At 70.6% G+C, this 23,814-nt stretch carries 23 protein-coding genes and 1 pseudogene; 18 read left to right on the forward strand and 6 right to left on the reverse strand.

The window, feature by feature from the left end:
* Positions 1-89: 89 nt before the first annotated feature.
* The 3 genes from ACIG5F_RS46005 to ACIG5F_RS46015 form a co-directional block, all read right to left on the reverse strand.
* Positions 90-1,202 (reverse strand): prolyl oligopeptidase family serine peptidase, encoded by a 1,113-nt coding sequence (locus tag ACIG5F_RS46005; protein ID WP_396526589.1) that lies wholly within the window; start codon positions 1,200-1,202, stop codon positions 90-92.
* Positions 1,203-1,296: 94 nt separating this feature from the next.
* On the reverse strand, positions 1,297-2,343 hold the full coding sequence (locus ACIG5F_RS46010; RefSeq protein WP_396526590.1) for a prolyl oligopeptidase family serine peptidase: 1,047 nt from the start codon (positions 2,341-2,343) through the stop codon (positions 1,297-1,299).
* 89 nt (positions 2,344-2,432) lie between these two features.
* Entirely contained in the window at positions 2,433-3,041 is a 609-nt protein-coding gene (locus ACIG5F_RS46015) for a TetR/AcrR family transcriptional regulator (RefSeq protein WP_396526591.1), read from the reverse strand.
* 128 nt (positions 3,042-3,169) lie between these two features.
* Here ACIG5F_RS46015 and ACIG5F_RS46020 point away from each other — a divergent pair, with 128 nt between their 5' ends.
* The 10 genes from ACIG5F_RS46020 (at position 3,170) to ACIG5F_RS46065 (ending at position 11,530) form a co-directional block, all read left to right on the forward strand.
* Positions 3,170-4,072 (forward strand): ATP-binding cassette domain-containing protein, encoded by a 903-nt coding sequence (locus ACIG5F_RS46020; RefSeq protein WP_396526592.1) that lies wholly within the window; start codon positions 3,170-3,172, stop codon positions 4,070-4,072.
* A gap of 4 nt (positions 4,073-4,076) precedes the next feature.
* Positions 4,077-4,769 (forward strand): hypothetical protein, encoded by a 693-nt coding sequence (locus ACIG5F_RS46025; protein ID WP_396526593.1) that lies wholly within the window; start codon positions 4,077-4,079, stop codon positions 4,767-4,769.
* 10 nt (positions 4,770-4,779) lie between these two features.
* On the forward strand, positions 4,780-5,949 hold the full coding sequence (locus tag ACIG5F_RS46030; protein WP_396526594.1) for a sensor histidine kinase: 1,170 nt from the start codon (positions 4,780-4,782) through the stop codon (positions 5,947-5,949).
* A complete protein-coding gene (locus ACIG5F_RS46035; RefSeq protein WP_396526595.1) occupies positions 5,946-6,596 on the forward strand; it encodes a response regulator in 651 nt (216 codons plus the stop codon). Before ACIG5F_RS46030 ends, ACIG5F_RS46035 begins: the two co-directional genes overlap by 4 nt.
* 202 nt (positions 6,597-6,798) lie before the next feature.
* Positions 6,799-7,512 (forward strand): hypothetical protein, encoded by a 714-nt coding sequence (locus ACIG5F_RS46040; protein ID WP_396526596.1) that lies wholly within the window; start codon positions 6,799-6,801, stop codon positions 7,510-7,512.
* A 389-nt stretch (positions 7,513-7,901) separates the two neighbouring features.
* Entirely contained in the window at positions 7,902-8,159 is a 258-nt protein-coding gene (locus tag ACIG5F_RS46045; protein ID WP_396526597.1) for a hypothetical protein, read from the forward strand.
* Between the two features lie 201 nt (positions 8,160-8,360).
* On the forward strand, positions 8,361-8,825 hold the full coding sequence (locus ACIG5F_RS46050) for a PE domain-containing protein (protein WP_396526598.1): 465 nt from the start codon (positions 8,361-8,363) through the stop codon (positions 8,823-8,825).
* Positions 8,826-8,839: 14 nt separating this feature from the next.
* On the forward strand, positions 8,840-9,442 hold the full coding sequence (locus ACIG5F_RS46055) for a DUF3558 domain-containing protein (RefSeq protein ID WP_396526599.1): 603 nt from the start codon (positions 8,840-8,842) through the stop codon (positions 9,440-9,442).
* Positions 9,442-10,710, forward strand: a complete 1,269-nt coding sequence (locus ACIG5F_RS46060) for a hypothetical protein (protein ID WP_396526600.1) — start codon at positions 9,442-9,444, stop codon at positions 10,708-10,710. Before ACIG5F_RS46055 ends, ACIG5F_RS46060 begins: the two co-directional genes overlap by 1 nt.
* A gap of 25 nt (positions 10,711-10,735) precedes the next feature.
* The gene (locus tag ACIG5F_RS46065; RefSeq protein ID WP_396526601.1) at positions 10,736-11,530 is read left to right on the forward strand and encodes an ESX secretion-associated protein EspG; all 795 of its coding nucleotides are present in this window, start codon (positions 10,736-10,738) and stop codon (positions 11,528-11,530) included.
* 138 nt (positions 11,531-11,668) lie between these two features.
* Here ACIG5F_RS46065 and ACIG5F_RS46070 read toward each other — a convergent pair whose 3' ends face one another.
* Positions 11,669-12,598, reverse strand: coding sequence for an Lrp/AsnC family transcriptional regulator (locus ACIG5F_RS46070; protein ID WP_396526618.1), 930 nt, complete (start codon positions 12,596-12,598; stop codon positions 11,669-11,671).
* Between the two features lie 89 nt (positions 12,599-12,687).
* On the opposite strand from ACIG5F_RS46070, the gene ACIG5F_RS46075 reads away from it, so the two are divergent.
* The 8 genes and pseudogenes from ACIG5F_RS46075 (at position 12,688) to ACIG5F_RS46110 (ending at position 21,480) form a co-directional block, all read left to right on the forward strand.
* The gene (locus ACIG5F_RS46075) at positions 12,688-13,821 is read left to right on the forward strand and encodes a carboxylesterase family protein (protein WP_396526602.1); all 1,134 of its coding nucleotides are present in this window, start codon (positions 12,688-12,690) and stop codon (positions 13,819-13,821) included.
* Between the two features lie 206 nt (positions 13,822-14,027).
* Positions 14,028-15,713 (forward strand): annotated as a pseudogene (locus ACIG5F_RS46080) (MFS transporter); the annotation flags it as partial.
* An 18-nt stretch (positions 15,714-15,731) separates the two neighbouring features.
* On the forward strand, positions 15,732-16,457 hold the full coding sequence (locus ACIG5F_RS46085) for a carboxypeptidase regulatory-like domain-containing protein (protein ID WP_396526619.1): 726 nt from the start codon (positions 15,732-15,734) through the stop codon (positions 16,455-16,457).
* 6 nt (positions 16,458-16,463) lie between these two features.
* Positions 16,464-16,919: a MarR family winged helix-turn-helix transcriptional regulator gene (locus tag ACIG5F_RS46090; protein ID WP_396526603.1), complete on the forward strand. Its 456-nt coding sequence runs from the start codon at positions 16,464-16,466 to the stop codon at positions 16,917-16,919.
* On the forward strand, positions 16,919-17,674 hold the full coding sequence (locus ACIG5F_RS46095; RefSeq protein ID WP_396526604.1) for a collagen binding domain-containing protein: 756 nt from the start codon (positions 16,919-16,921) through the stop codon (positions 17,672-17,674). The genes ACIG5F_RS46090 and ACIG5F_RS46095 overlap by 1 nt, the downstream gene beginning before the upstream one ends.
* Before the next feature lie 13 nt (positions 17,675-17,687).
* Entirely contained in the window at positions 17,688-18,515 is an 828-nt protein-coding gene (locus tag ACIG5F_RS46100; RefSeq protein WP_396526605.1) for a YceI family protein, read from the forward strand.
* Positions 18,516-18,742: 227 nt separating this feature from the next.
* The gene (locus ACIG5F_RS46105; RefSeq protein ID WP_396526606.1) at positions 18,743-21,043 is read left to right on the forward strand and encodes a nitrate- and nitrite sensing domain-containing protein; all 2,301 of its coding nucleotides are present in this window, start codon (positions 18,743-18,745) and stop codon (positions 21,041-21,043) included.
* Positions 21,040-21,480, forward strand: a complete 441-nt coding sequence (locus ACIG5F_RS46110) for a roadblock/LC7 domain-containing protein (protein ID WP_396526607.1) — start codon at positions 21,040-21,042, stop codon at positions 21,478-21,480. Before ACIG5F_RS46105 ends, ACIG5F_RS46110 begins: the two co-directional genes overlap by 4 nt.
* A 49-nt stretch (positions 21,481-21,529) precedes the next feature.
* Here the strand turns inward: ACIG5F_RS46110 and ACIG5F_RS46115 are convergent, their stop codons facing one another.
* Together ACIG5F_RS46115 and ACIG5F_RS46120 are read right to left on the reverse strand one after the other, a co-directional pair.
* A complete protein-coding gene (locus ACIG5F_RS46115; RefSeq protein ID WP_396526608.1) occupies positions 21,530-23,008 on the reverse strand; it encodes a sensor histidine kinase in 1,479 nt (492 codons plus the stop codon).
* Position 23,009: 1 nt separating this feature from the next.
* Positions 23,010-23,738, reverse strand: a complete 729-nt coding sequence (locus tag ACIG5F_RS46120) for a response regulator transcription factor (protein WP_396526609.1) — start codon at positions 23,736-23,738, stop codon at positions 23,010-23,012.
* Between the last annotated feature and the right edge of the window lie 76 nt (positions 23,739-23,814).

Raw genomic sequence — 23,814 nt, forward strand, 5'->3', positions numbered from 1 at the left:
CCCCGCGGAGGGCCGGCGTTCGCCGGTGGGGACGGCCGCTGTGCCGCCTGCGGATGCCCCAAAGCCCTGGGGCATCCGCAGGTTTGCTCTCAGCCCAGTCGCTGCTTGAGGAAGTCCGTGATCTTCGAGACCACGGTCACGGTGGTCCAGTACTTCGTCGCTCCGCTGTCGCTGACGAACGACAGGTCGCCGTGATTGGCCCCCTGCACCAGGTAGCGCGTGAACGGCACGCCCTTGGCCTTGAGGGCGTCGGCCACCAACAGGGTCTGGCTGGGGGACACCAGCGCGTCGGCGGTGCCGTGCAGCAGCAGGAACGGCGGCGTCGACGAGGTCACGTGGGTGCTGGGATCGGCGGCGGCCACCTCGGGCGTGTACTCGGCGGTCGACTTCGTGGTGTCCGGCCCGTAGACCCACTTCGCCAAGTTGTTGCCGGCGGCCACATTGGCGGCCTTGGCGGCATCATCGAAGTCGTCGCCGGTCTTGGACAGGTTGGACGGCCCGAACTGGTCGATCACCGCCTGCACCCCGCTGTCGCTGACCCCGGTCATCGCGGCCATGTAGCCGCCGGAGGACTGGCCCCAAACGGCGATCTTGGTGGGATCGATGCCGTACTCGGTGGCGTGCTGGCGCAAGAAGGCGATGGCCGACTTCACGTCCTGCACGGCGTCGCTGTAGATCGCCCCGTCGGACTCGGTTCTGTACTCGATGGCCACCACGACATAGCCCTGCTCGGCGACGTAGGTGCGCTGGCCGATGTTGTCGTCGAGGCTCACGTTCATGAAGCCGCCGCCGGGCAGGTAGATCACCAGCGGCTTCGCGCCGCCGGTCGCGGGGGCCTGGATGTCCATCTTCAGCTCGACCTGCTTGCCGGCGGTGGTCGGTGTGGCGTAGACGACGTCCTTGTGGCTGGTGAGCTCGACCTTGCCGCACTGGATCTGCGGTCCGGTCGGGTCGAGCACGGTGCTGTTGGCGGTGTCGGCCGGCTTGATCGAGGTGGCCGCCCCGAGACTGCCCTGCTGGCCCTGTTGACCTTGCTGACCTTCGGGTGGCGTGCCGGTGAGCGTCGTGGTCGGGCAGTCCTTGCCCGCCGCCGAGGTCGTCGTTGTTGTGGTCGACGATGCGCCGGTCGTGCTGCTGGAGCAGGCGGTGAGCAGCAGTGCCGCGGCGGCGACGACCGCGGCCGCCTTCGTTGACTTGATCATCGTGACCTCCCAATAAGCGGAGAAGTCTTCTCCGCTTATTGGCCACGCTAGCACCAAGTGGAGAGGTGTTCTCCACTTCTGGGCCTGGATCACATCAGCGCAGGCGCTGCCTCAGGAAGTCGACGATCTTCGACATCACGGTCACCGAGGTCCAGAGGGCGACCGCCGGGTCGTTGTCGGTGAACGCGAAGTCGCCGTGATTGCCGCCCTGCACCAGGTAGCGCGTGAACGGCACGCCCTTGGCCTTGAGGGCATTGGCCAGCAGCAGGGTCTGGCTGGGGGAGATCAGCTGGTCGGCGGTGCCGTGCAGGAGGAGGAACGGCGGCGACAGCGGGGTCACGTGGGTGCTGGGGTCGGCCGCGGCGACCTCGGGCGTGTAGTCGGCGGTCGACTTCGTGGTCCCCGGCCCGTACACCCACCGTGCGTAGTTGTTGCCCGGGGCGACATCCGCGGCCTTGGCGGTGTCGTCGTAGTCCGCGCCGACCGCGGACAGATCGGACGGTCCGAACGCGTCGATCACTCCCCGCACCCCGTTGCCGTCCAGTCCGGCCATCGCGGCCATGTAGCCGCCCGCGGACTGGCCCCACAGGGCGATCCGGCCGGGGTCGATGCCGTACTCCGGGGCGTGCAGGCGCAGAAAGGCAAGCGCCGCCTTCACGTCCTGTAGGGCGTCGGTGTAGACGGCCCCGTCGGCCGCCGCCCGGTACTGCACGCTGGCCACCACGAAGCCCTGCTCGGCGATGTACGTGCGCTTGCCGAGGGTCTGGGTGCGGTCCGCGGTGATGAAGCCGCCGCCGGGCAGGTAGACGACCAGCGGCTTGGGTCCGGGCGTGGCCGGGGCCACGATGTCCAGCTTCAGCTGGGCCGTGCCCGAGGTGTAGACGACGTCGTTGTGAGTGGTCAGCGGCTTCGTTCCGCACTGGATCTGTGGCTCGCTCGGGTTGAGCACGGTGCTGTTGGCGGTGTTGACCGGCTTGATCGTCGTGGCCAGCGTCAGGCCCATGCCCGGCGGCATCGGGATCACCGACGACGGGCAGGCCGCGGCCGGTGTCGGCGTCGCTCCGGCCGCTTGGCCGGCGCCCGCGGCGAGCAGGAGGGTCGCGGCCGCGAGCGCGGCGACCGTCCTCGTCGAATCGACCACTTGTGACCTCCGAAACATCAATGGAGCTGGCATTTCCGTGTGCCGGTCAACCGTAACCGGTAAGCGGATAGCCTTTATCCACATCTTGCTCAGAGCTCGGGTGGAATCACCTGGGGAAGCGGTGTGGCCGCCTCGGCCCGCAGGCCGTCCAGCAGCAGGTGCAGGTAGCGCCGCCACAGTTGGGGATCGCCGGTCTGCTCGGTCACCGCCGCCACCATGACCTGGACCATCGGCAGGTCCAGCGGGATCAGGTCGGCCCGCAGCACCCCGTGCCGCTGGGCCCGGGCCACCAGCCGGTCCACCGAGGGCTTCACCCGGTCGCGCATCTGGGCCTGCCGCTGGGTCGCCCGCCCGGCGCCCAGCATCACCTCGCGCAGGCCCCGGTCGAACGCCTGCACCTCGCACAGCCGCTCCAGGCTGGACACGATGCCCCGCCAGGGATCCGGATCGGCCAGCCCGTCGAGGGTGATCGCCTCCACCTGGTCGACCATGTCCTCGAACAGGGCGTCGACCAGCTCCTCCTTGTTGGCGAAGCGGCGGTACGCCGTGCCCACGCCGACCCCGGCGTGCCGGGCCACGTCGTCGAGGGTGGCGCTCAGGCCGCGCTCCCGGAACACCTCGTGCGCCGCCGCGATGAGCCGGCGACGGTTGAGCTCCGCGTCCCGCCGCAGCGGGGGCCGATCGGGTGAGGCAGCCATTGCCGTCATCGTAACGGCTACATCTTTTGTCGTACGGGGAACTCCGACCTCGTGGTGACGACGCCGCAGCCCGCCCGGAGCGATCTTTGACCCCGACGCAGCCGAGGCTGACCGGGAAGGTGTGAGCGATGATCGTCGCGCGGGGACTGACCAAGCGCTATGGAGCGGTGACGGCGGTGGACGGCCTGTCGTTCACCGTGCATCCCGGGGTGGTGACCGGGTTTCTCGGTCCGAACGGGGCCGGCAAGTCCACCACCATGCGGCTGATGCTGGGCCTGGACCGCGGGGCCGGCCGCACCGAGTTCGACGGCCGCGGCTACGGCGAGCTGGCCCACCCGGCCCGCGCTGTCGGCGTGCTGCTGGACGCCCGCGCCGTGCACCCGGGCCGCACCGCCCGCGCCCACCTGCGCATGATCGCCGCCGGCGCCGGGCTGCCCGCTTCACGCGTGGACCAGGCGCTGGACCGTGTCGGCCTGCTGGACGTGGCCGACCGGCGGGCCGGCGGCTTCAGCCTCGGCATGTCGCAGCGGCTCGGTCTGGCCGGCGCGCTGCTGGGCGATCCGCAGGCGCTGATGTTGGACGAGCCGGCCAACGGCCTCGACCCCGAGGGCGTGCGCTGGCTGCGTGACCTGCTCAAGGCGCTGGCGGCCGAGGGCCGAACCGTGTTCGTGTCCTCGCACCTGCTCAACGAGATGGCCGTGCTGGCCGACGCCCTGGTCGTGATCGGGCAGGGCCGGCTGGTCGCCGCCGAGTCGACCGACGCCTTCGTCGCCCGCAACTCCCGGCCCGAGGTGCTGGTCCGCCCGGCCGACCCCGGCATGCTGGCCGACCTGTTGGGCCGCGCCGGGTTCGCCGTCACACCGCACCCCGACGGCGCGCTGGTCGTCGCCACGCACGACACCGACGCCATCGCCACCATCGCCATGCGCGCCGGGATCGTGCTGCGGGAGCTGACCGTTCGCCACAGCAGCCTCGAAGACGCGTTCTTCACCGCCACCGCCGGCGCCGCGCAGTACCGTGGAAGGGCCTGATCCGATGCTCGACGCCATTCGCTACGAGTCCTTCCGACTCCGCTCGCTGCGCAGCACATGGGTGCTGTTCGCGACCGGGCCGGTGATCCAGTTCCTGTTCGCCCTGATCTGGGCCACGCACCGGGACATGCCGCTGCGGACCCGGTTCGACAACGCCTTCATCGGTGTGTTCCTGGTGCTGGCCGTGCTGCCGGCGGTCGCCGTCGGGGTGGGGGCGTTCGGCCACGAGTACCGGTTCCGAACGATCGTCACCACCACGCTCACGCTGCGCACGCCGGCCCGGATCCTCGGTGCCAAGGCGGTCGTGACGGCGTTGTTCGGGGCCGTCTCCGGAGCTGCCCTGGTGGCCGCCACGCTGCTGGCCGAGGCCGTCGCCGGCGCCCTGTTCACCGACGGCGCCGCCATCGGCCAGGCCTTGCTCGGCGCGATCGTGTTCGCCGTGCTCAGCTGCCTGCTCGGGCTCGGCGTCGCCGCCGTCAGCCGCAACTCGGTGGTCGCCCTGGTCGCCATGATCGGCTTCCCGACGATCGTCGAGACGCTGATGACGCTGGGCAAGGTCGACGCGGCGCTGATCCCGTTCTCCTCGGCCGCCCGGCTGATCACCACCGCGCAGTGGTCCGCGCCGGTGACGCTGCTCGTGCTGGCCGCGGCGTTCCTGGCCGCGAGCTGGGTGACGCTGAGCCGTCGCGACGCCTAGGGTCTGTCGGGTGAGGAAGCTTCTGTCCTGGGTGGACAGCCGGTACGGCGTTATCGCCCGAGACACGGTGATCGCCGCCCTTGTCGCGTGGCTGTCGGTCCAGGAGGCGTTCACCAGTTCCTTCGGACTGCTGTACTACGGGCCGGTGGCGATCGCGGTCGCCGTGGCCGGCTCGCTGCCGCTGGCCGTGCGCAGCCTGTTCCCCCGCTCGGTGGTGCTGGCCACCTCGCTGCTCATGATCCTCGACGGCGTGTTCACCCCGCTGCTGTTCGCCGTCTACACGCTCGGGGCCAGGCGCGGCAACACCCGGGACACCTGGCTGGTCGCCGCCTGGGCGCTGGTGGTGATGCTGGTGCCGTGGTGGCCCGGCTTCCAGCTGCGGTTCCGGTCCACACTGGACGTCAACGACTTCTTCCTGAGCTTCCTGCTGGAGACCGTGCTGATCGGCTTCCCGCTGCTGATCGGGCTGTGGGTCTGGCAGCGCCGGCAGCTGATCATCAGCCTGCGGGACCGGGCCAGCCAGGCCGAGCGGCAGCGGGATCTGTTGGCGGCCAAGGCCGTCGCCGACGAGCGGGCCCGGATCGCCCGGGAACTGCACGACGTCGTGGCCCACCGGGTCAGCCTGCTCACCGTGCAGGCCGGGGCGGTTTCCCTGTCGTCCAACCGGGAACTGGCCGATTTCGCCGAGGGCGTGCGCCAGAACGGCGCCGCTGCCATGGAGGAGTTGCGGGAGATGCTCAGCGTGCTTCGTCGTGAGGACGGTGACATCGACGCCCCCAAGCATCCCCAGCCCACCCTGGCCGCCGCGCGCGCCCTGATCGACGAGGCCACCGCCGCCGGGCAGCACGTACGGGCCGAGCTGCCGGCTTCGCTGCCCGAGGTGCCCGGCTCCACTGCTCGGGCCGTGTACTGGCTGCTGCACGAATCCCTTGTCAACACGGCGAAGCACGCCCCCGGCGCGGAGATCTCCGTTTCCCTGCGGGACTTCGATGGCCGGCTGGAGGTCCGGGTGGTCAACACCGCCGCCCCGCCCCGGTCCGTGCCCGCGCCTCCGAAGTCGGGTTTCGGTCTGATCGGCATGCGTGAGCGGGTCGCCCTGTCCGGCGGCGTCCTGTCGGCCGGGCCGCGCCCCCAGGGCGGTTTCGAGGTGGCCGCCACGTTTCCGAAGGAGCCCCGGTGATCAAGGTCGTGCTGTTGGAGGACGAGGAGCTGGTGCGCCTGAGCATCAAGATGATCCTCGAGAGCACCGGCCGGATCGCGGTCGTCGCCGACCGGGACGACGGCGTCGACGCCGTGGACCTGGTGCGGGAGTTCCGGCCCGACCTGGTCGTCACCGACATCCGGATGCCCACTGTGGACGGTCTGGAGGTCACCCATCGCCTGCGCGCCTTGCCGTCCCCGCCGCCGGTGCTGCTGCTGACCACGTTCGATCTCGACGAGTACGTGTACGAGGCGCTCGGCGCCGGGGCGGCCGGCTTCCTGCTCAAGGACACTCCGCCCCGGGATCTGGTGCGGGGCGTGGAGATGGTCACCGCCGGCAATGCCGTGCTGGCCCCGTCCGCGCTGCGGCGCATGGCCGTTCGCTACTCCGGCGGGGCCGTGGCCAGGCAGGCCGCCGCCCAGGCCCGTTTGGACAGTCTCACCGACCGTGAGCGCGAGGTCGTGCTGGCCGTGGCCACCGGCGCCGGCAACACCGAGATCGCCGCGCGCCTGGCGGTCAGCGAGGCCACCGTCAAGGTGCACGTCAGCCGGGCCATGACCAAGCTGGGCCTGGACAACCGCACCCAGCTGGCCATCGTCGCCTTCCAGGCCGGCGCAGCCGGGTGACCCTTGGTGACGGGTCTTGCCGCCGCGCGGTACAGTGCGTGACAAGGCACCACGCGGGTGCCGAGCGGCGTCACATCCCCGGCTCCGGTGGCGCATCGCGTTGAAGGGTTTTGGCTCATAGCCCACCGCGTCTCCTGTGGACGTGCGCCGTGCCGGGCGGCCCGCTTCCCGAGGACGCGCCATGCCCCGTCATTCCCCGCTCGTGTCCAGAGTCGCCCGTCTTCGCCGGCCCTACACCGGCGAGCCGCAGTGGGCCGTCGAGCCCGAGGTCGGCGGTGCGCTGGCTGATCTTTCCCCGGTGGAGCTCTCGCACCTGCTGGGCCATCTCCCCGGTCCCGTCCCCGACCGCGTCCGCCGCCTGGTGCTGCCCGACGCCCTCGACCCCGTTCAACAACGCTTCGAGGCCGCCGTCTTCGACGCCGCCTCCACCTTGCCCCGCCCCGTTTTCTGGATGATCCAGCCCCGTCCAGACCAGGTCCGCCTGTCCCTCATGCCCGATGTCGCCGCCGAGCTCGTGCAGGCCCTCTACGCCCGTCTCCCCGGCCTCATCTCCCGGCCCATCGGCATGCACGTCTTCTTGTCCCTCGGTCAGGCCACCGTCGTCCTGGCCGGTGTCGGCGGCGAACGCTGGACCGCCCTCATGGACGACTTCTCCGTGTCGTCGTCCCCTTCTTCGCCGCCGGAGCTGGCCCCCGTCCTCAGCGCCCTGCTCCGCCGCTCGTGCCTTTTCCCGCTACCGCCCCGAGTTGTCGCCGGCGAGCTCCGCTGGCAGGACGGCCCCACCATCGAGTGGATCTCCGCCGCCCTTGCCCACCCCGTCACCGGCCTTTCCGTTGCCCAGCCCCTGAAACTGGTCTCCGAGTCCCCGTCCGCCGGCGTCTTCCCCCGCCCCCAGTCCCCCTCGAAGCGCCGTTAGCTCTAGTCCCCCACGAACTGGAGGTAGCTTCCCGTCGTGACCGCGCATTCCGTGCCCCGACCCCGGCCATCACCTCCGCCGGGTCCGTCCGGGGGGACGACGCGTGAACCCGCTGGACCTCGCCATCGCACTGTGGCCGGGTTGCTGTTCGCCCTGGCGCGGTTGCCGCGCCAGGGACAGCCGGGTGCCCCGCTCACCGCACCCGGCGCGGACATCACACCATGCAGTGACCGTGCACCGCTGTGAAGCCGTCCTGTGTTGCCTGACCAGTGGCGTCCGTACCGGTCCTGTGGATGCCATCAGCGGATGGTGCGTGACCGCTAAGGATCTTCTGACCGCGCTCGTGCGTCTTACTCACGAGCGTCTTGTTGTCGATGAAGTGGAGCATCATGTCGAGCGACACCCCCTCCCATGACGAGCGCCAGGCCGCCGAGACGCCAAGCGCCCCGAACATGGCGATGTTCAGCCCCTTTTGGTGCTTCTACGCGGACGCGGCCGGCAACCGTGTGCAGCTGGCCATGGCCGTGGTGGACGGCAAGGTGGTGCTGACCACGGCCTCGGGCGAGGTGCTCACGTTTTCCGGTGTTGAGCTGGGCATGTTGCTGGAGAACTTGGAGGCCATCGCGGGCCGTCGACCGTCTGTGTGACGGATGTCGCGTATCTACCCGACCAGGTGACCGCCCGCTTGTAGCGGCATGGACTGGTCGGGTGGTTCGTGTTCGCAACCCCACCCGGCTGGGGACTGCGCAGCGCTACGATCGAGCGCCAGACTGTGACAAACCGGGGAACCACGGTGAGTCGAAGTCCGTCGAACGATGGTGACCGCGACGACCTTGGGGGTAGGGAGCATGGGGCAGAACGCCAACAGCCAAGGGGCGTTGCCCCCGTTGCCGTTGCCCGGTACCCCCGTCACGCCCACCACCGGCGACGGGGTGCCTGGGATCATGAACACCATCCTGACGCCTGGTGGAGCGCCGCAGGCGGCACCGGCCGGGGCGAGCGGACACTACGAATTCGACGAAGCCGGATTCAACAGCGTCCTCACCGACATCAACACCATCTTGAACAAGATCGCAGCTGCCCGTTCAGCTGCACTGCCCATGGTCCAGGTCCTACCTATGGGCGATGAGCCGTCAAGCCATCACGCGGCAGACGGAGTCAACAACAGCGGCAAGTCGTACATGAAGCATAACGACGAGTTGAGAGTTCATTTCGAAGGTCTTCGTGACAGCTTGACCAAGGCTCGGGACGACTATCTCGCCCAGGAACAGCACGCGGCCGGCTCGATCAACAAAATCCAAGGGAACATGTAGTGCGAAACCGTATTGTGGCAGTCGTTCTCGGTACCACCGCGGTTGCCGCGCTGGCAAGTGGATGTTCGCCAACTCCCTCGCCGACCCCGACCGGCACGACAACCACAACGGATAGTGATTCGGCGGCTAGTTCCGGTGCCCCAAAGGTGAAGACCCCCTTGGATACCATGAAATTCCAGGCCGCCCCGTGCAGTACTCTCACTTCCGCTCAAGTGCAATCCGTTGGGATTAACGCACAAGCTAGTACCGCTGATGTCGCCACCGCTCTCGGTCCAGGTTGCCGCTGGACCCAAAACGACGGTGGGACGGGCTTCACCGTCCAGTTCGTCACCTCTAACACTAAGGGTTTGAGCACGCTCTACGCTCAGAAGGACTCGCTGAACGACGGCGGATATTTCACGCCAATCGCCGACATTCAGGGATATCCCGCCGTTCTGTACTCGCCGGTTGACGACCGCAGTAGCGGGACCTGTGGCGTCGCGGTCGGGGTGTCCGACACTCTGGACTACTCAGTCGCCTTGACGTCGGCGACCACGGCTCCGAGCAGGAGCGACCCGTGCCCGGTGGCGGAGAAGATCGCTGATTTGGTGATGACGACCTTGCGGGGAGGTTCGTGATGGCCTTTCTTGACGATGACGCGACATCAGGCGGATTGAGTGCCGAACAGATCGTGGACAAAATGAAGGGTGCCGCTGCCAACGGGACCCCCACGCTGGACGCCGCTTCCAGCGCCGCCACTCAGGTTCAAGGAATCCACGCGGAGATCGAAGGCCACGTTGGCGGTGTCCTGTCCAAGCTGATGGACGCCTGGAAGGGTGACGCCGCGCAGTACGCGCAGGACAACATCACGCCCTTGCAGGCCGTGTTGCAGAAATCGCAGGACGACCTGGGGCACGCGCAGAACATCTCATCCAGGCAGAGCGGGTCGTTCCATGACGCCACCCACTCGTTGGTGCCTGTCCCGGCAAAGCCGAGCAACAACCTTCTCAACGTCATGACACCGTGGCACACAGATCTTGACGACAAGATCAACCAGTGGAACGACGCGCAGAGCAAGAACATCGCGGTCTACAACAGCTACACGTCGGCGAGCAACTACAACCACGACAACATGCCGACCACCTACGGCGACGTGTCAAACAGCAGCACGCCGACGAACGTGCAGATCACGCAGACTCCGAGCGCTCCGCCGAACCCCGGGCCGGGCCCCGGAACGGGTGGATACGGCCCCGGTCACAGCGGCGGATACACACAATACGGCACCTACTCCGGTGTTGGCGGTTCCAGCGGCCCTAACACGCCGAATTACGGCGGGGCCAACTCCGGAGGCCAACCCGGCGGCGGACCGGTCGGCGGCGGATACAGCGGCCCCGGGTCCTCGACCGGCACCCAAGGGTGGCCAGGCAGCGGAGCACCGGGCCAAGGCCCCGGCTACGGCAACCCCGGGTACGGGCAGCCCGGCTATGGCTCGCAGTCCCCGTTCGGCCCCGGCGGAAGTGCGGATGCCGCGGCGTTCGGGGGTGGCGCGTTGGGTGGCGGTTTCGGTGGCGGCGGGTATGGCGGCAGCTCGGCCGGCGGTGGCAGCGGCACAGCCCGCGGTTTCAGCGGCTCGGGCTCAGCGGGGGGCGGTAGCGCCCAGGGAGCAGGCAACCGCGCCGGTGCCGGTGGCGTAGCCGGCGAGAGCGGTCCGGGTGCAGCGTCCGTTGTGGGCCGTCCCGGTGCGGCCGGTGCAGCCGGAGCCGGCGGCATGGGCGCGGGCGGGCGCGGCGGCAAGAAGGAAGAGGACACCGAGCACAAGACGGCGGCCTACCTGGAAGACGACTACTCCGATGACATCGTCGGCGAGTTGCCGCGCACGGTGCCGCCGGTCATCGGCATGGACTGACACACGAGACCGCTGGGGGAACTGCGTGCTGCGCGATCGCGTCGAGCTACCCGCTGACGTGCTGACCACAGTGCTGCGCTGGGAAGGCATCGACCGCCCGCACACGGTGCTGGCCGTCACCGCGCTGTGGATGGACGACGACACCCGCCGTGAGGTCGACCGGAAGGTGCTGGCCGAGCTCGCCAATCGTGGCCTGGCCGACGGTCGTGGTGTTGACGCCGGCTTCCGGGCGACGATGGGCGCGATCGCGCGGCCGGCGGTGGAGTTCTACGGCTGGATCTCCACCGGCCCAGACATGACCGGTGTGCTCGCGGTGGCGTCCGGCTCGGAAGCGGTGCTGATCATCCGGCATGACGAGACCGTGACGCTGTACGCCGCGCGGCCGGACAGCCTCGCTGAGGCGGTCGTGGCGCAGCTGCCCGCCGTTCCACCGGCGCACGGGCGGTCGCTGAACGTGCCGGAGACCGATCTGAGCGGGGCGCGACCAGCCCAGGACAGCGACGAGGGGTTTGCGGGATTCGGCTCGCAGACGGGGCCGTCTACCGACGTGAAGCTGTTCAACACGTTGATGAACGAGCCCCGTACCGCAACCAGCCAGCTCTATGTGGCGGTGCGCGATGGCCTCGGCCGGCGGGTGCGGGCCACGCACAACCTGAGCGTCATCGACGTTGCCCCTGGCCGCTCAGCGGAGGGCCGGTGGATGACGCAGGAGGCCACGAACGGGGCCGGCGGCAACTGGGTGTACGCCGCGCCCGCCAATCCCCAAGCGTTGACAGCCAAGCTGTACGAGATGGTGCGGGCCCTTAGCGGCGTCCGTTGACGCGCTGCCGCCGCCGCACTGGCAGCAAGTAGGAGCGTGTCGCGTTGGGGGTGCAACGAGCATGACTGGCTGACGGCGACGCGGGAAGAGCGAGGTGGCGTGGAGGAAGGGCAGGGAATCCGACACAACCACCCCGCCTCACACGCCGGCCCTAACCAATCCCGTCCGCTTCATGGTGGTCAGGATCGGGGTGACCTCCATACCCACACTCCGGTCCAACTCGCCCCCGGTCAGAAATCCGTACAGCGCCCCCAGATCCGCCGCCGCCACGGCGACGACGAGGTTGGCGCGGCCGGTGGTGGCGGCGGCGAACCGGACGGAGGGGTGCTGGCTCAGGACCTCCCCGGTGGCGTTGAGCTCCCCGGGGGCGACGTTGAGCCACAGCAGCGCTTCCCCATGCACCCCAAGCAAACCGACGTCGACCTCGATGGCCAGGCGAAGGCTCAGGCCGCGCACCAAAGCATCGACCCGGCGTCGTGCGGTGAGAGCGGAGGTGCCGCAGCGGGCAGCCAGCTCCGTGTAGCTGGCGCGGCCGTCGGCGACCAACCCCGCGATGAGGGCCTCGTCGACCTCGTGATGGGAAGGGGGAACGAGCGACGCCGTGGCGAATGAAGGCTTGACGGCCTTGCCGTTCCACAGGAACGCGGTGGGGAAGACGCGGAGCATGGTGTACGAGGTCCACGACTCGACGGCGGCGGTGGCGGGGAGATCCCGCAGCAGCAACAGGTTCCGGGCCTCGGTGCCGACGAGCTGGAACAGCGCGCAGATCTCGTCGCCGCCGCCGATGATGTCCACGGTGACGGTGTCGGGCCGCTTCGCGAGGGTGGCGGCGACGGCGCGGATGCGGTTGGGGCGGCAGCGGATCCGGAGCGCCATGGGGATGTGGCCGGGGAAGTGCATGGGGTTGCGGACGGCGGTGGCGCGGAGGGTGCCATCCTGGAACAGCGGCAGCGCCCGGCGGACGACGGTGCGTTCGGAGATGCCGAGCTCCTCGCCGACGGCCCGCCACGAGGCACGGGGGGACGCGAGCAGCACGGAGACGATCCGGCGCTCGGTCTCATCCAGCATTTGTCGCACTTCGGCGATTCTAGACCGAAATATGTCCGACGAACCCCGCAAAGCTCCCCATCGGTGCCGGGAAGTCGTAGACCTGAGGCATGGACGTGAACACCACCGGCGGCCCGGTCCGAGGCACCACGACAGGCACGGTCACCGCCTTCCGCGGCATCCCCTACGCCACGGCGAAGCGATTCCAGCCGCCGTCGCCGCATCCCCGGTGGACGGAGACGAAAGACGCGAGCAACCCGGGACCGGCGGCCCCGCAGCTCCGGTCGCGCCTGGCCCACGTCATGGGCGAGCACGAGGCGAACTGGGCGGAGGACGGTTGCCTGAACCTGAACGTCTGGACCACGGGCGTCGACGCCGGGAAGCCGGTGCTGTTCTGGATCCACGGCGGCGGCTTCAGCAGCGGCTCGGGCGGCTGGGACTGGTACGACGGCGGCCTGCTGGCGGCCAACCACGACATCGTGGTGGTGACGATCAACTACCGCCTGGGCCCGTTCGGCTACCTGGGCGCCGACAATCTGGGCGCGCAGGACCAGCAAGCCGCCCTCGAGTGGGTGCACGAGAACATCGCGGCCTTCGGCGGCGACCCGGGGCAGATCACGGTCGGCGGCCAGTCGGCGGGCGCGTACTCGAGCCTCTATCTGGCGATCGATCCGGCGACCAAGCCCCTGATCCGCCGGATCGTGTTGGAGAGCGGCCCCTGGGGCCTGCCGCCGATGGATCCCGACGTCGCCGAGCGCACGGCGAAGGCCTTCTTCGAGCACGTCGACCGGGACGCCCCGGCCGAGCAGATCCTGCAAGCGACCACCACCCTCCCCGGCAACGCCCCGGGCGCGCCGGCGTTCTACCCGGTGCTGGGCGGCCCGGGGTACCCGAAGGCCTGGCCGGACGCCGATCTGTCCGACCTCGACGTCCTGATCGGCTTCACGAAGGACGAGGCCGCGGCCTTCCCGGGCTTGCAGGGCATGTTCGAGGCGAGTGTGCGGACGATCGCCGAGGCCAGCGCCACCGCCTTCACCTACCGGTTCGACCGCACGGGCCCGCTGGGCGCCCCGCACTGCGTCGAGCTGCCGTATCTGTTCGGCACGTTCGACGCCTTCGCCGCAAGCCCGATGCTGGACCCGGACAAGCCGCGGACCACGGATTTCGGGGACGCCGTGGCGCAGTTCACCAGGACCGGCGACCCGGGCTGGCCGAAGGCCCCGGAGTTCCGCTATTTCGTGTGATCCCCGACACCTTCTCCCTTGAACGGAAGACCTGCTCGACGTTGATAGTTGTCCGAAGCAACAATATCGGTTAGCCTACGTCAAGCAAGTTCCGTCCGAGGGGAGGACCAGTGTCGACGGCTCAACACGCCAAGGCGCCGACCAGGACCACAGCAGCGTTAGGGCCGCGGTACAAGTGGATCGCGCTGTCCAACACCACGCTGGGCATGCTGATGGCCACCATCAACTCGTCCATCGTGCTCATCGCGCTGCCCGACATCTTCAAGGGCATCGGCATCAACCCGCTGGCCCCGGACAACACCAGCTACCTGCTGTGGATGATGATGGGCTTCCTCGTCGTCACCGCGGTGCTGGTGGTCAGCTTCGGCCGGCTGGGGGACATGTACGGCCGGGTCAAGATGTACAACATGGGCTTCGCGATCTTCGCGATCTCGTCGGTCCTGCTCAGCGTCACCTGGTTCGACGGCGGCAACGCGGCCCTGTGGCTGATCGGCTGGCGCATCGTCCAGGGCATCGGCGGCGCCTTCCTGATGGCCAACTCCAGCGCCATCCTCACCGACGCCTTCCCGCCCAACCAGCGCGGCACGGCCCTGGGCCTCAACGCCGTCGCCGCGATCGCCGGCTCCTTCCTCGGCCTGGTCCTCGGCGGCGTGCTCGCCCCGGTCGACTGGCACCTGGTCTTCATCGTCTCCGCGCCGTTCGGCGTCTTCGGCACCATCTGGGCCTACCTGAAGCTGCACGACAACGGCATCCGGCAGAAGGCCAAGATGGACTGGTGGGGCAACATCACCTTCGCGGTGGGCCTGATCACCGTCCTGGTCGCCATCACCTACGGCATCCAGCCCTACGGCGACTCCAGCATGGGCTGGGGCAACCCCTGGGTCTACGGCTCGCTGATCTTCGGCGCGCTGGTGCTGGTCGCCTTCGGCGTCATCGAGACCAAGGTCGCCAACCCGCTGTTCAACCTGAGCCTGTTCAAGATCAGGGCCTTCACCGCCGGCAACGTCGCCAACCTGCTGGCCTCGCTGGGCCGGGGCGGCCTCCAGTTCGTGCTGATCATCTGGTTGCAGGGCATCTGGCTGCCGCAGCACGGCTACAGCTTCGAGTCCACGCCGCTGTGGGCCGGCATCTACATGCTGCCGCTGACCGTCGGCTTCCTGGTGTCCGCGCCGCTGTCCGGCGTGCTGTCGGACCGCTGGGGCGCCCGCGCCTTCACCACCGGCGGCATGCTGATCACCGCGGCCAGCTTCGTGGCGCTGATCGTGCTGCCCGTCGACTTCAACTACTGGGCCTTCGCGGCCATCCTGCTGGTCAACGGCATCGGCATGGGCCTGTTCTCCTCGCCCAACCGGGCCGACGTGATGAACAGCCTGCCCACCAACGCCCGCGGCGTCGGGGCCGGCATGACCGCCACCTTCCAGAACTCGGCGATGGTGCTGTCCATCGGCATCTTCTTCAGCCTGATCATCGCCGGCCTGTCCAGCAGCCTGCCCGGCACGCTGTCCAGCGGCCTGGTCGCCAACGGCGTGCCGCAGGCCGCCGCCGACCAGGTGGCCGCGCTGCCGGCGGTGGGCGTGCTGTTCGCGGCGTTCCTCGGCTACAACCCGATCCAGCAGCTGCTGGGCCCGGTGTTGCAGCAGCTGCCGGCCGACAAGGCCAGCTTCCTGACCGGCCGCAGCTTCTTCCCGAACCTGATCTCCGGGCCGTTCCAGGAAGGCCTTCAGGTCGTGTTCTGGTTCGCGGTCATCGCCTGTGTCGTCGCCGCCGTGGCCTCCTGGCTGGTCGGCAAGCGGAACAAGGCGATCAAGCCGGAGTCGGTCGGCGAGGAGCTGGCCGCGGTGGCCGGGGAGGGCGCGTTCACCGACTCCGACCTGGTGGTGCCGGTCCGTGAGGTCGTCTTCAGCGGACGGGTGCACACCCGCGGCGGCTCGGGCGTCGGCGGCGCGATCATCACGGTCACCGGCCCCGACGGCTCGCAGGTCGACCGCGTGCCGGTCGACACCGAGGGCCACTACGAGCTCAACGACCTGCGCAACGGCACGTACACGCTGATCGTCACGGCCCCCGGCTACCGCCCGGCCGCCGGCACGGTCGCGATCACCGGCACGCCCGGCGAGCAGGACTTCGAGCTGGCCGGCGGCGGCCAGGTCAGCGGCATCGTCCGCTCCGACGGCATCCCGGTGCCGCTGGCGGCGATCCTGGCCAGCGACGTGGACGGCCAGATCCTGGCCCAGGTCGCGGCGGACGAGGCCGGCCGCTACCGGATCGACGGGCTGCCCGACGGCGACGCCGTGCTGACCGCCAGCGCGCCCGGCTACGAGCCGACCGCCGAGCCGGTGGGCGTCTCGGCCACCCGTCCGTCCACTGTGGACCTGGACCTGCCGGTGCCGGCCGCCGTGCACGGTGTGGTCACCGCGCCCGACGGCCCGGTGGTGGCGGGCGCGACCGTGACCGCCCTGGACGGCGACGGCCGGGTCGTGGCCAGCGCGGTCACCGGCCCGGACGGCAGCTACCGGCTGACCGGACTGCCCAGCGGCGACTACACCGTCGTGACCAGCGTGTACGAGCCGGTCGCGGTGCGGGTCAGCGCCCGCGCCGGCGAGCTGGCCACGGCCGATGTGGTCTTCGGGAGGTGAACCGTCATGACGCACAGCGCCGTGCGTGACGACGAGGAACTCGCGGGCCGGTTGCAGATGGCCATCAGCGCCATCTCGCACCGGATGAAGACACACGCCGCCAGCGACGAGCTGACGCCGACCCGGCTGGTCACCCTGGCCACCGTGGCCGAGCACGGGCCGCTGCGCATCAGCGACCTGGCCGACCGGGTCGGCATCGCCGCCGCCACCATGTCCCGCCTGGTGGACTGGCTGGTCGAGCACGAGCTGCTGACCAGGGCGTGCAGCACCAAGGACCTGCGGGTCAGCAACGTCGCGCTGAGCCCGGCCGGGGAGGCGCTGCTGGAGCGGATGCGCGGCATCCGCACCGGCTACCTCGCCGACCGGATCAGCCGACTGCCAGCCGATCAGGTGCGTGCGCTGGCCCGGGCGCTCGAGGTGCTGGAGGATTTCGCGACGGGCACGGAACAGGAGCGGCACTGATGGACTCCTCGCTCATTCGCGGCAGGGTGATCGGCGCGGACGGCGCGCTGATCGGACGGGCCGCGCTCACGCTGATCGACTCGGCGGGGCGGCAGGTCGGCCGGACAACGTCCGAAGTGGACGGCACGTACCACTTCAACGTGGCGGCCAGCGGCGGCCACGTGCTGATCGTGACGGCCCCCGGGCACCAGCCCCAGGCCGTCACCGTGATGGTGGAACCCAACGGCTCCCGCATCGACGTGACGCTGACCGGCACCAGCGGCCTGAGCGGGCTGGTGCACTCCTCCGGCGGCTCCCCGGTGCCGTCGGCGGCGGTGACGCTGGCCGACGGCCGCGGCGAGGTCGTGGCCTCGCGGGTCACCGGCGCGGACGGCGGCTACGCGTTCGACGAGCTGGTCGCCGGCACGTACACGCTGGCGGTCAGCGCCGCCACGCTGCGGCCGGTCGCCCTGACCGTCACCGTGCCGGCCACCGGCCGGGTGACGCAGGACGTGGAGCTGGCCGGCGGCGCGCGGGTGCGCGGCGTGGTCCGGGCCGGCGGCGAGCGGCCGGTGCCGGACGCCCGGGTCACGCTGGTCGACGCCGCCGGCGCGGTGCTGGCGGCGACGGCCACCGAGCCCGATGGCAGCTACGTCTTCGAGGACGTGCCCGAGGGCGAGTACACGATCATCGCCACCGGCTACCCGCCGGCGGCCAGCGCCCTGCGCATCGGCGGCGGCAACCAGAGCCGGCACGACATCGAGTTGAGTTTCTAAAAGGGGATTCGCCATGAGCCAGGCCGAAGGCGTGCACGCGCTGATCCGCACCGGCGACGGCTGGGCCGTGCAGCACGCGGTGCTCACCGTCACCGACCTGTCCGGCAACCAGGTCGCCCGCAGCGGGGCCGACCAGGACGGCGTGGTCAGCACCGACGTGCTGCCCGCCGGGACCTACACCGCGATCCTCACCGCCGCCGGCTACGCGCCGGTCGCGCGCACCGCGATGGTCACCGCCAGCGGCTCGGCCCCGCTCGGCACCATCACGCTGAACCGGGTCGGCGGGGCCGAGCTGCCGCCGCCGGGCGTGTGGACCATCGACCCCGCGCACTCGTCGATCAACGTGGCCGCCCGGCACCTGGGCATGTCCAGCGTGCGGGGCCGGTTCGACGACTTCGGCGGCCGGGTCACGATCGCCCAGCCGGTCGAGCGGTCATCGGTGACCGCCGAGATCCGGGCGGCCAGCATCGACACCGCCAACAAGATGCGGGACGACCACCTGCGCTCCAAGGACTTCCTGGACGTCGAGGCGCACCCGGTGATCACCTACCGCAGCACCGGACTGGCCCAGCTCAGCGAGGAGCGCTGGGCGCTGGACGGGGAGCTCACCCTCAACGGCGTCACCCGCCCCGTGCAGCTGGACCTGACCTACCTGGGCACCGGCCCGGACGCCTGGGGCGGCACGCGGGCGGCGTTCCACGCCGTCACCGAGCTGCACCGGGACGACTTCGCCATCACCTACAACCAGGTGCTGCGGGCCGGCATCGGCGCCATCGGCGCGACGCTGCGGGTCGAGCTCGACATCCAGGCCGTCCAGGGCGACACCCTGCCCGGCGCCTGACCGCCAGGAGCCAAAGGCCCTTTCCCCGCGGGGAAAGGGCCTTTTTTGATTACCCAACGTCAGGCCGGGTTGGCCCTGGGTAGAGCGGGACCTCGGGAAATTCGTTACGGGGCAACGGGTATCTGTCACCTGGAAGTGTGGTCAAGTCCGTGGGCCCCTGGCGGGAACCGTCACAGGAAGTTAGGAATGTCGCCTGATCGGGTGCCCGTCGAAGCGAGGAAGTGATCGTGTTGACCGCCTCCAGTGGGCGTCACCACCTGGCCATTCGCGCGCTCGGGGCGCGGCTGCGCCGGGTCGCGGACTGGCCGCTGCGCACCAAGCTGGCCATGGTGCTGCTGACGCCGACGGTGGTCGCGGTGGTGCTGGGCGTCGCCCAGGTGCGGGCGCAACTGGACCTGTCCGGGCAGGCGGACGACCTCGGCGGCCGGGTGGCGGCGGTGGGCCGCGTGACCGATGTCCTGCACAGCCTGCAACGGGAACGGGATCTCGCGGTGACGCCGGGCGCCACGCGCAAGGACCTGAACGCGGCCCGGGCGGAGGTCGACGGCGCGATCGTCGCCCTTGATTCGGACCTGGCCGCCGATCCGGTCGCCGCCGGATCGGCCGATGTCCAAGCCGCGCGCCAGAAACTGCGCGACCTGGCCACGACGCGCAAGGCGGCCGACTCGGCCGGACCGGGCCGGCTCGCGGTGTTCGACGACTATTCGACGGTCATCGCGCCGCTGCTGGCCGTGCGCGTGACCGTGCCGGTCGACGCCGGCGACCCGTCGGTCATCGCCGCCGCCAACGCGCTTTCCACTGTGGGCAAGGCGATCGAGCAGGTGCAAGTGGAGCGGACGGTGCTCGCGCTCGGCTCGACCCTGAGCGCCGACGGCTATGCCCGGGTGCGGGTCGCCGGCGCGCTGGCCGACGACGCCCTGGCCGAGATGCGCGAATCCCTGGCCCCGGACCAGCGGGCCAACTACAGCCGCTCGGTCGACGGCGCCGCCCTGCTCCGGCTCGATCAGCTCCGCGACGGAGCCCTGTCCCGGGCCGAGGCGGGAAAGTCGCCCGTCCTGACCACGCCGGCGTGGCAGCAGGCCGTGCAGCCGGTGACCGACCAGCTGACGGTGTTCGAGGCCGCGCTGGCCGGCTCGCTGCGGAGCACCGTCCAGCACCTCGGCGAGTCGGCGCGGGCGAACTCGTTGCGGGACAGCGGGATCATCGTCGGGGCGCTGTTGCTGGGGCTGGCCGTCGCGCTGTACTTCGCCGTCACCATGATTCGTCCATTGTGGACGTTGCGGCGGCGGGCGCTGGAGATCGCCGAACGGGACCTGCCCGGCGTGATCGACCGGCTCGCGCACGACCCGGCCGACGCCGGACAGCTGGCCCCGGCCCCGGTCGAGGTCACCTCCACCGAGGAGATCGGCCAGGTGGCGCGGGCCTTCGACGAGGTGCACGCGGCCGCGGTGCGGCTGGCGGTCGAGCAGGCGGCGCTGCGCCACAGCGTCAACGAGATCTTCGTGAACCTGTCCCTGCGGACCCAGAGCCTGGTGCAGAGCCAGCTGAAGATGATCGACGGCATGGAGGCCGACGAGCTGGACCCCGACCAGCTCGACCGGCTGTTCAAGCTGGACCACCTGGCCACCCGGATGCGGCGCAACAGCGAGAACCTGCTGGTGCTGGCCGGGGCCACGCCGCGCCGGACGAGCAGCCAGCCGGTGCCGGTCGGCGACCTGCTGCGGGCCGCGGTGTCCGAGGTCGAGCAGTACACCCGGATCACCCTGGATCCGGCGCCGGACGACGTGGTGGTCGGGGCGGCGGTCAGCGACATCGTGCACCTGCTGGCCGAACTGCTGGACAACGCCACGTCCTACTCCCCGCCGGACACCCCGGTGACCGTGGCGTGCGAGAGGGACGGCGACGGCGCGCTGCGGCTCCGCGTCGCCGACGAGGGCGTCGGGCTGCCACCCGACGAACTGGCCACGCTCAACCGGCAGCTGACCGATCAGGCCCCGATCGAGGCGGCGGCGTCGCGGCGGATGGGCTTGTTCGTGGTGAGCCGGCTGGCCGCTCGGCGGCAGATTTCCGTACGGCTGCGGCCGAACACCGGCGCCGGCACGGTCGCCGAGGTCGACCTGCCGGCTGACCTGCTGCGGCCGGCCATCGAGTCGCCCGAGCCGGGACACGTCGCGGTCGTGCCCGGGCAGCGCAACTTCGCGCTGGCCGCGGTCGTCGCGAGCCAACTACAGCGCAAGCCCGCCGACCCGGCCCAGCCCGAGTGGCCGGTGGACGAGCCGGCCGAGGGCACGCCGCTGTACGAGGCCGTCGCCTCCGCCTGGTTCCGGTCCACCGGGCGGCACGACGACGACCGCGACTGGCGCGCCGACGCCGACGTGCTCTGGCATGCCGGCGACCCCCTGGACAACCCGGTGACCGCCGGCTTCACCGCCGCCGGGCTGCCCCGCCGGGTGAAGGGGGCGCTGCTGCTGCGCGGCAGCGTGCCGGCGGCGAATCCCCACGACACCACCGGAAGGGCTACTCCGTGACCTCCCCGAGCCTGTCCACTTCGGACGAATTCACCTGGCTGCTCAGCTCGTTCACCCGGGGCACGCCGGGGGCCGCGCACACCGTCGTGGTCTCCAGCGACGGGTTGCTGCTCAACGCCTCCGACTCGCTGCCGCGCGACCGTGCCGACCAGTTGGCGGCCGTGGTGTCCGGCTTGCAGAGCCTGACCAAGGGCGCGGCGACCCTGTTCGAGGGCGGCGAGGTGGACCAGACGGTGGTGGAGATGCGCCGTGGCCTGCTGCTGACGATGACCGTGAGCGAGGGCTCGTGCCTGGCCGTGCTGGCCGCGCCGGAGAGCGACATCGGCGTGCTCGCCTACGAGATGATGGCCCTGCGCCAGAAGGTCGGCCGCCTGCTCACCCCCGAACTCCGCACCGAACCCCCGCGAGTCCCGCCCACGGACATACCGGGTGAATGAATCCGTTTCACCCATTCGGTCTGACGCCGGGCGGGACTCGCGGGGGTGGTCAGGCGGGGGCCAGCAGGACGCGGAAACGGGTGCCTCGGCCGGGGGTGCTGAGCAGTTCGATGCGGCCGGCGTGGGCCTCCAGGATGGCGGCGGTGATGGCCAGCCCCAGGCCGGAGCCGCCGTTGGCCCGGGAGCGGGCCTGGTCGGCGCGGTAGAACCGGTCGAACACCAGCTTGCCCTGGTCATCGGGGATGCCGGGGCCGCTGTCGATGACCTCCAGCACGGCGAACCGGGACATCTTGGGCAGGTCGCCGCCGGCCACGGCCACGGCGTGGTTGCTGGGCCGGGTCCGCTCCTGCCGGACGGCGATCCGCACGGAGGCGTCGGCCGGGGTGTGGGTGACGGCGTTGGTGACGAGGTTCATCACCACCTGCCGGAGCTTGTGCTCGTCGCCGATGACGCGGACGGCGCCGTGCGGGGCGTCGAGCACGATGTCCCGCTCGGGGGTCGCGGCCCGGGCGTCGTGCACGGCGTCGGCGGCCACCACGAGCAGGTCGACCTCGGCGAAGTCCAGGGAGCGCTCCTGGTCCAGCCGGGCCAGCATGAGCAGGTCCTCGACCAGCAGCCCCATCCGGATGGACTCGCTCTCGATGCGGGCCATCAGCCGTTCGACGTCGGCCGGGGACGGCGCGCCGCCGCGGCGGTAGAGCTCGGCGAAGCCGCGGATGGAGGTCAGGGGAGTGCGCAGCTCGTGCGAGGCGTCGGCGACGAACCGGCGCAGCCGCTGCTCGGACTGGGCGCTGGCGGTCAGCGCCGCCGAGATCCGGACCAGCATGACGTTCAACGACGACCCGAGCCGGCCGGTCTCGGTGCGCTGGTCGGTGTCGGCGACCCGCAGGTCCAGCTCGCCGCCGGCGATGGCCTGCGCGGTGTGCTCGATCCGGGTCAGCGGCCGCAGCCCGATCCGCACCACGATCAGCCCGGTCAAACCGAGCAGCAGCAACAGGATCGCCCCGGCCGCCATCTCGACCCCGGCCATGGTGACCACAGTGGACTGGGTGTCGTCCAGCATCGCCGCCACCGCGACGGTTCCGCCCGCCGGCTGCCACTGGTTGGGCGCCTGCACGCCGACGGCCACCCGCCACTGCCCGGATCCGGTGCCGGCGTCGTCGGTGGTGTACGGGGTCGAGCCGTGCTGGGCCACCGAGGCGATGGACATGGGCGGCAGCTGCGGGGCCACCGTTTCCGCGTCGTCCGGGGTGATCGTGGCGTCCGGGCTGCCGTCCGGATGGAAGAAGTAGATCCGGAAGTTGGTCGGCAGCGAGGTCGCGGTGATCAGCGGGCCCCGGTGCGGCGGCGGCCGGTCCCGGGCGACCATCTTGGCGATGTTGTCCTTGAGCTGCGAGTCGATGCGCGCCACCAGGGACTGTTGCAGCAGCAGCCCGGTCACCGTGCCGAACAGGGCCAGCCCGACCGCCGCGAAGGCCAGCAGCGAGACCAGCAGCCGGGTCCGCAGCGTCCAGGGTCGGCCGGCCATGTCAGTGCTCGCCGTCGGCCCGCGGCAGCCGCAGGGTGTAGCCGACGCCGCGGATCGTGTGCAGCAGCGGCGGGCCCTCGGCGTCCACCTTGCGCCGCAGGTAGGAGATGTAGGACTCGACGATCCGGCTGTCGCCGCCGAAGTCGTAGTTCCACACCCGGTCCAGGATCTGGGTCTTGCTCACCACCTTCTCGGCGTTCACGAGCAGGTAGCGCAGCAGGTTGAACTCGGTGGGGGACAACCGGATCTCCCGGCCGTCGCGGCGCACCTCGTGCGCGTCCTCGTCCAGTTCCAGGTCGGCGTAGCGCAGCCGGCCGTCGTTGGGCTCGGGGTCGTCCAGGGCGTGCGTGCGGCGCAGGATGGCCCGCAGCCGCAGCACGACCTCCTCCAGGCTGAACGGCTTGGTCACGTAGTCGTCGCCGCCCGCGGTCAGGCCGGCGATGCGGTCCTCCACCGCGTCCCGGGCGGTCAGGAACAGCACCGGCACCCGGTCGTTGCCGGCCCGCAGCATGCGGGCCAGGGTGAACCCGTCGTAGTCGGGCAGCATCACGTCCAGCACGACGATGTCCGGTCTGACCTGGGCCGCCGCCGACAGCGCCGCGACACCGGTGTCGGCGGCGTGCACGTCGAAGCCGCTCAGCCGCAGCGCGGCCGAGAGCAGCTCCAGGATGTTCGGCTCGTCGTCGACGACCAGGACGGTCGCCGGCGGCCCGGCGGTCGGAGTGTCCACCCGGCAAGTCTGGTCGGCGAACCTGTGAGGTCGCTGGGAGGAACCTGAGAACAGCGGTGGGACCGCCCGTCCGGGG

This window comes from Kutzneria sp. NPDC052558, assembly GCF_044547355.1.
In the GTDB taxonomy this organism is placed as follows: domain Bacteria; phylum Actinomycetota; class Actinomycetes; order Mycobacteriales; family Pseudonocardiaceae; genus Kutzneria.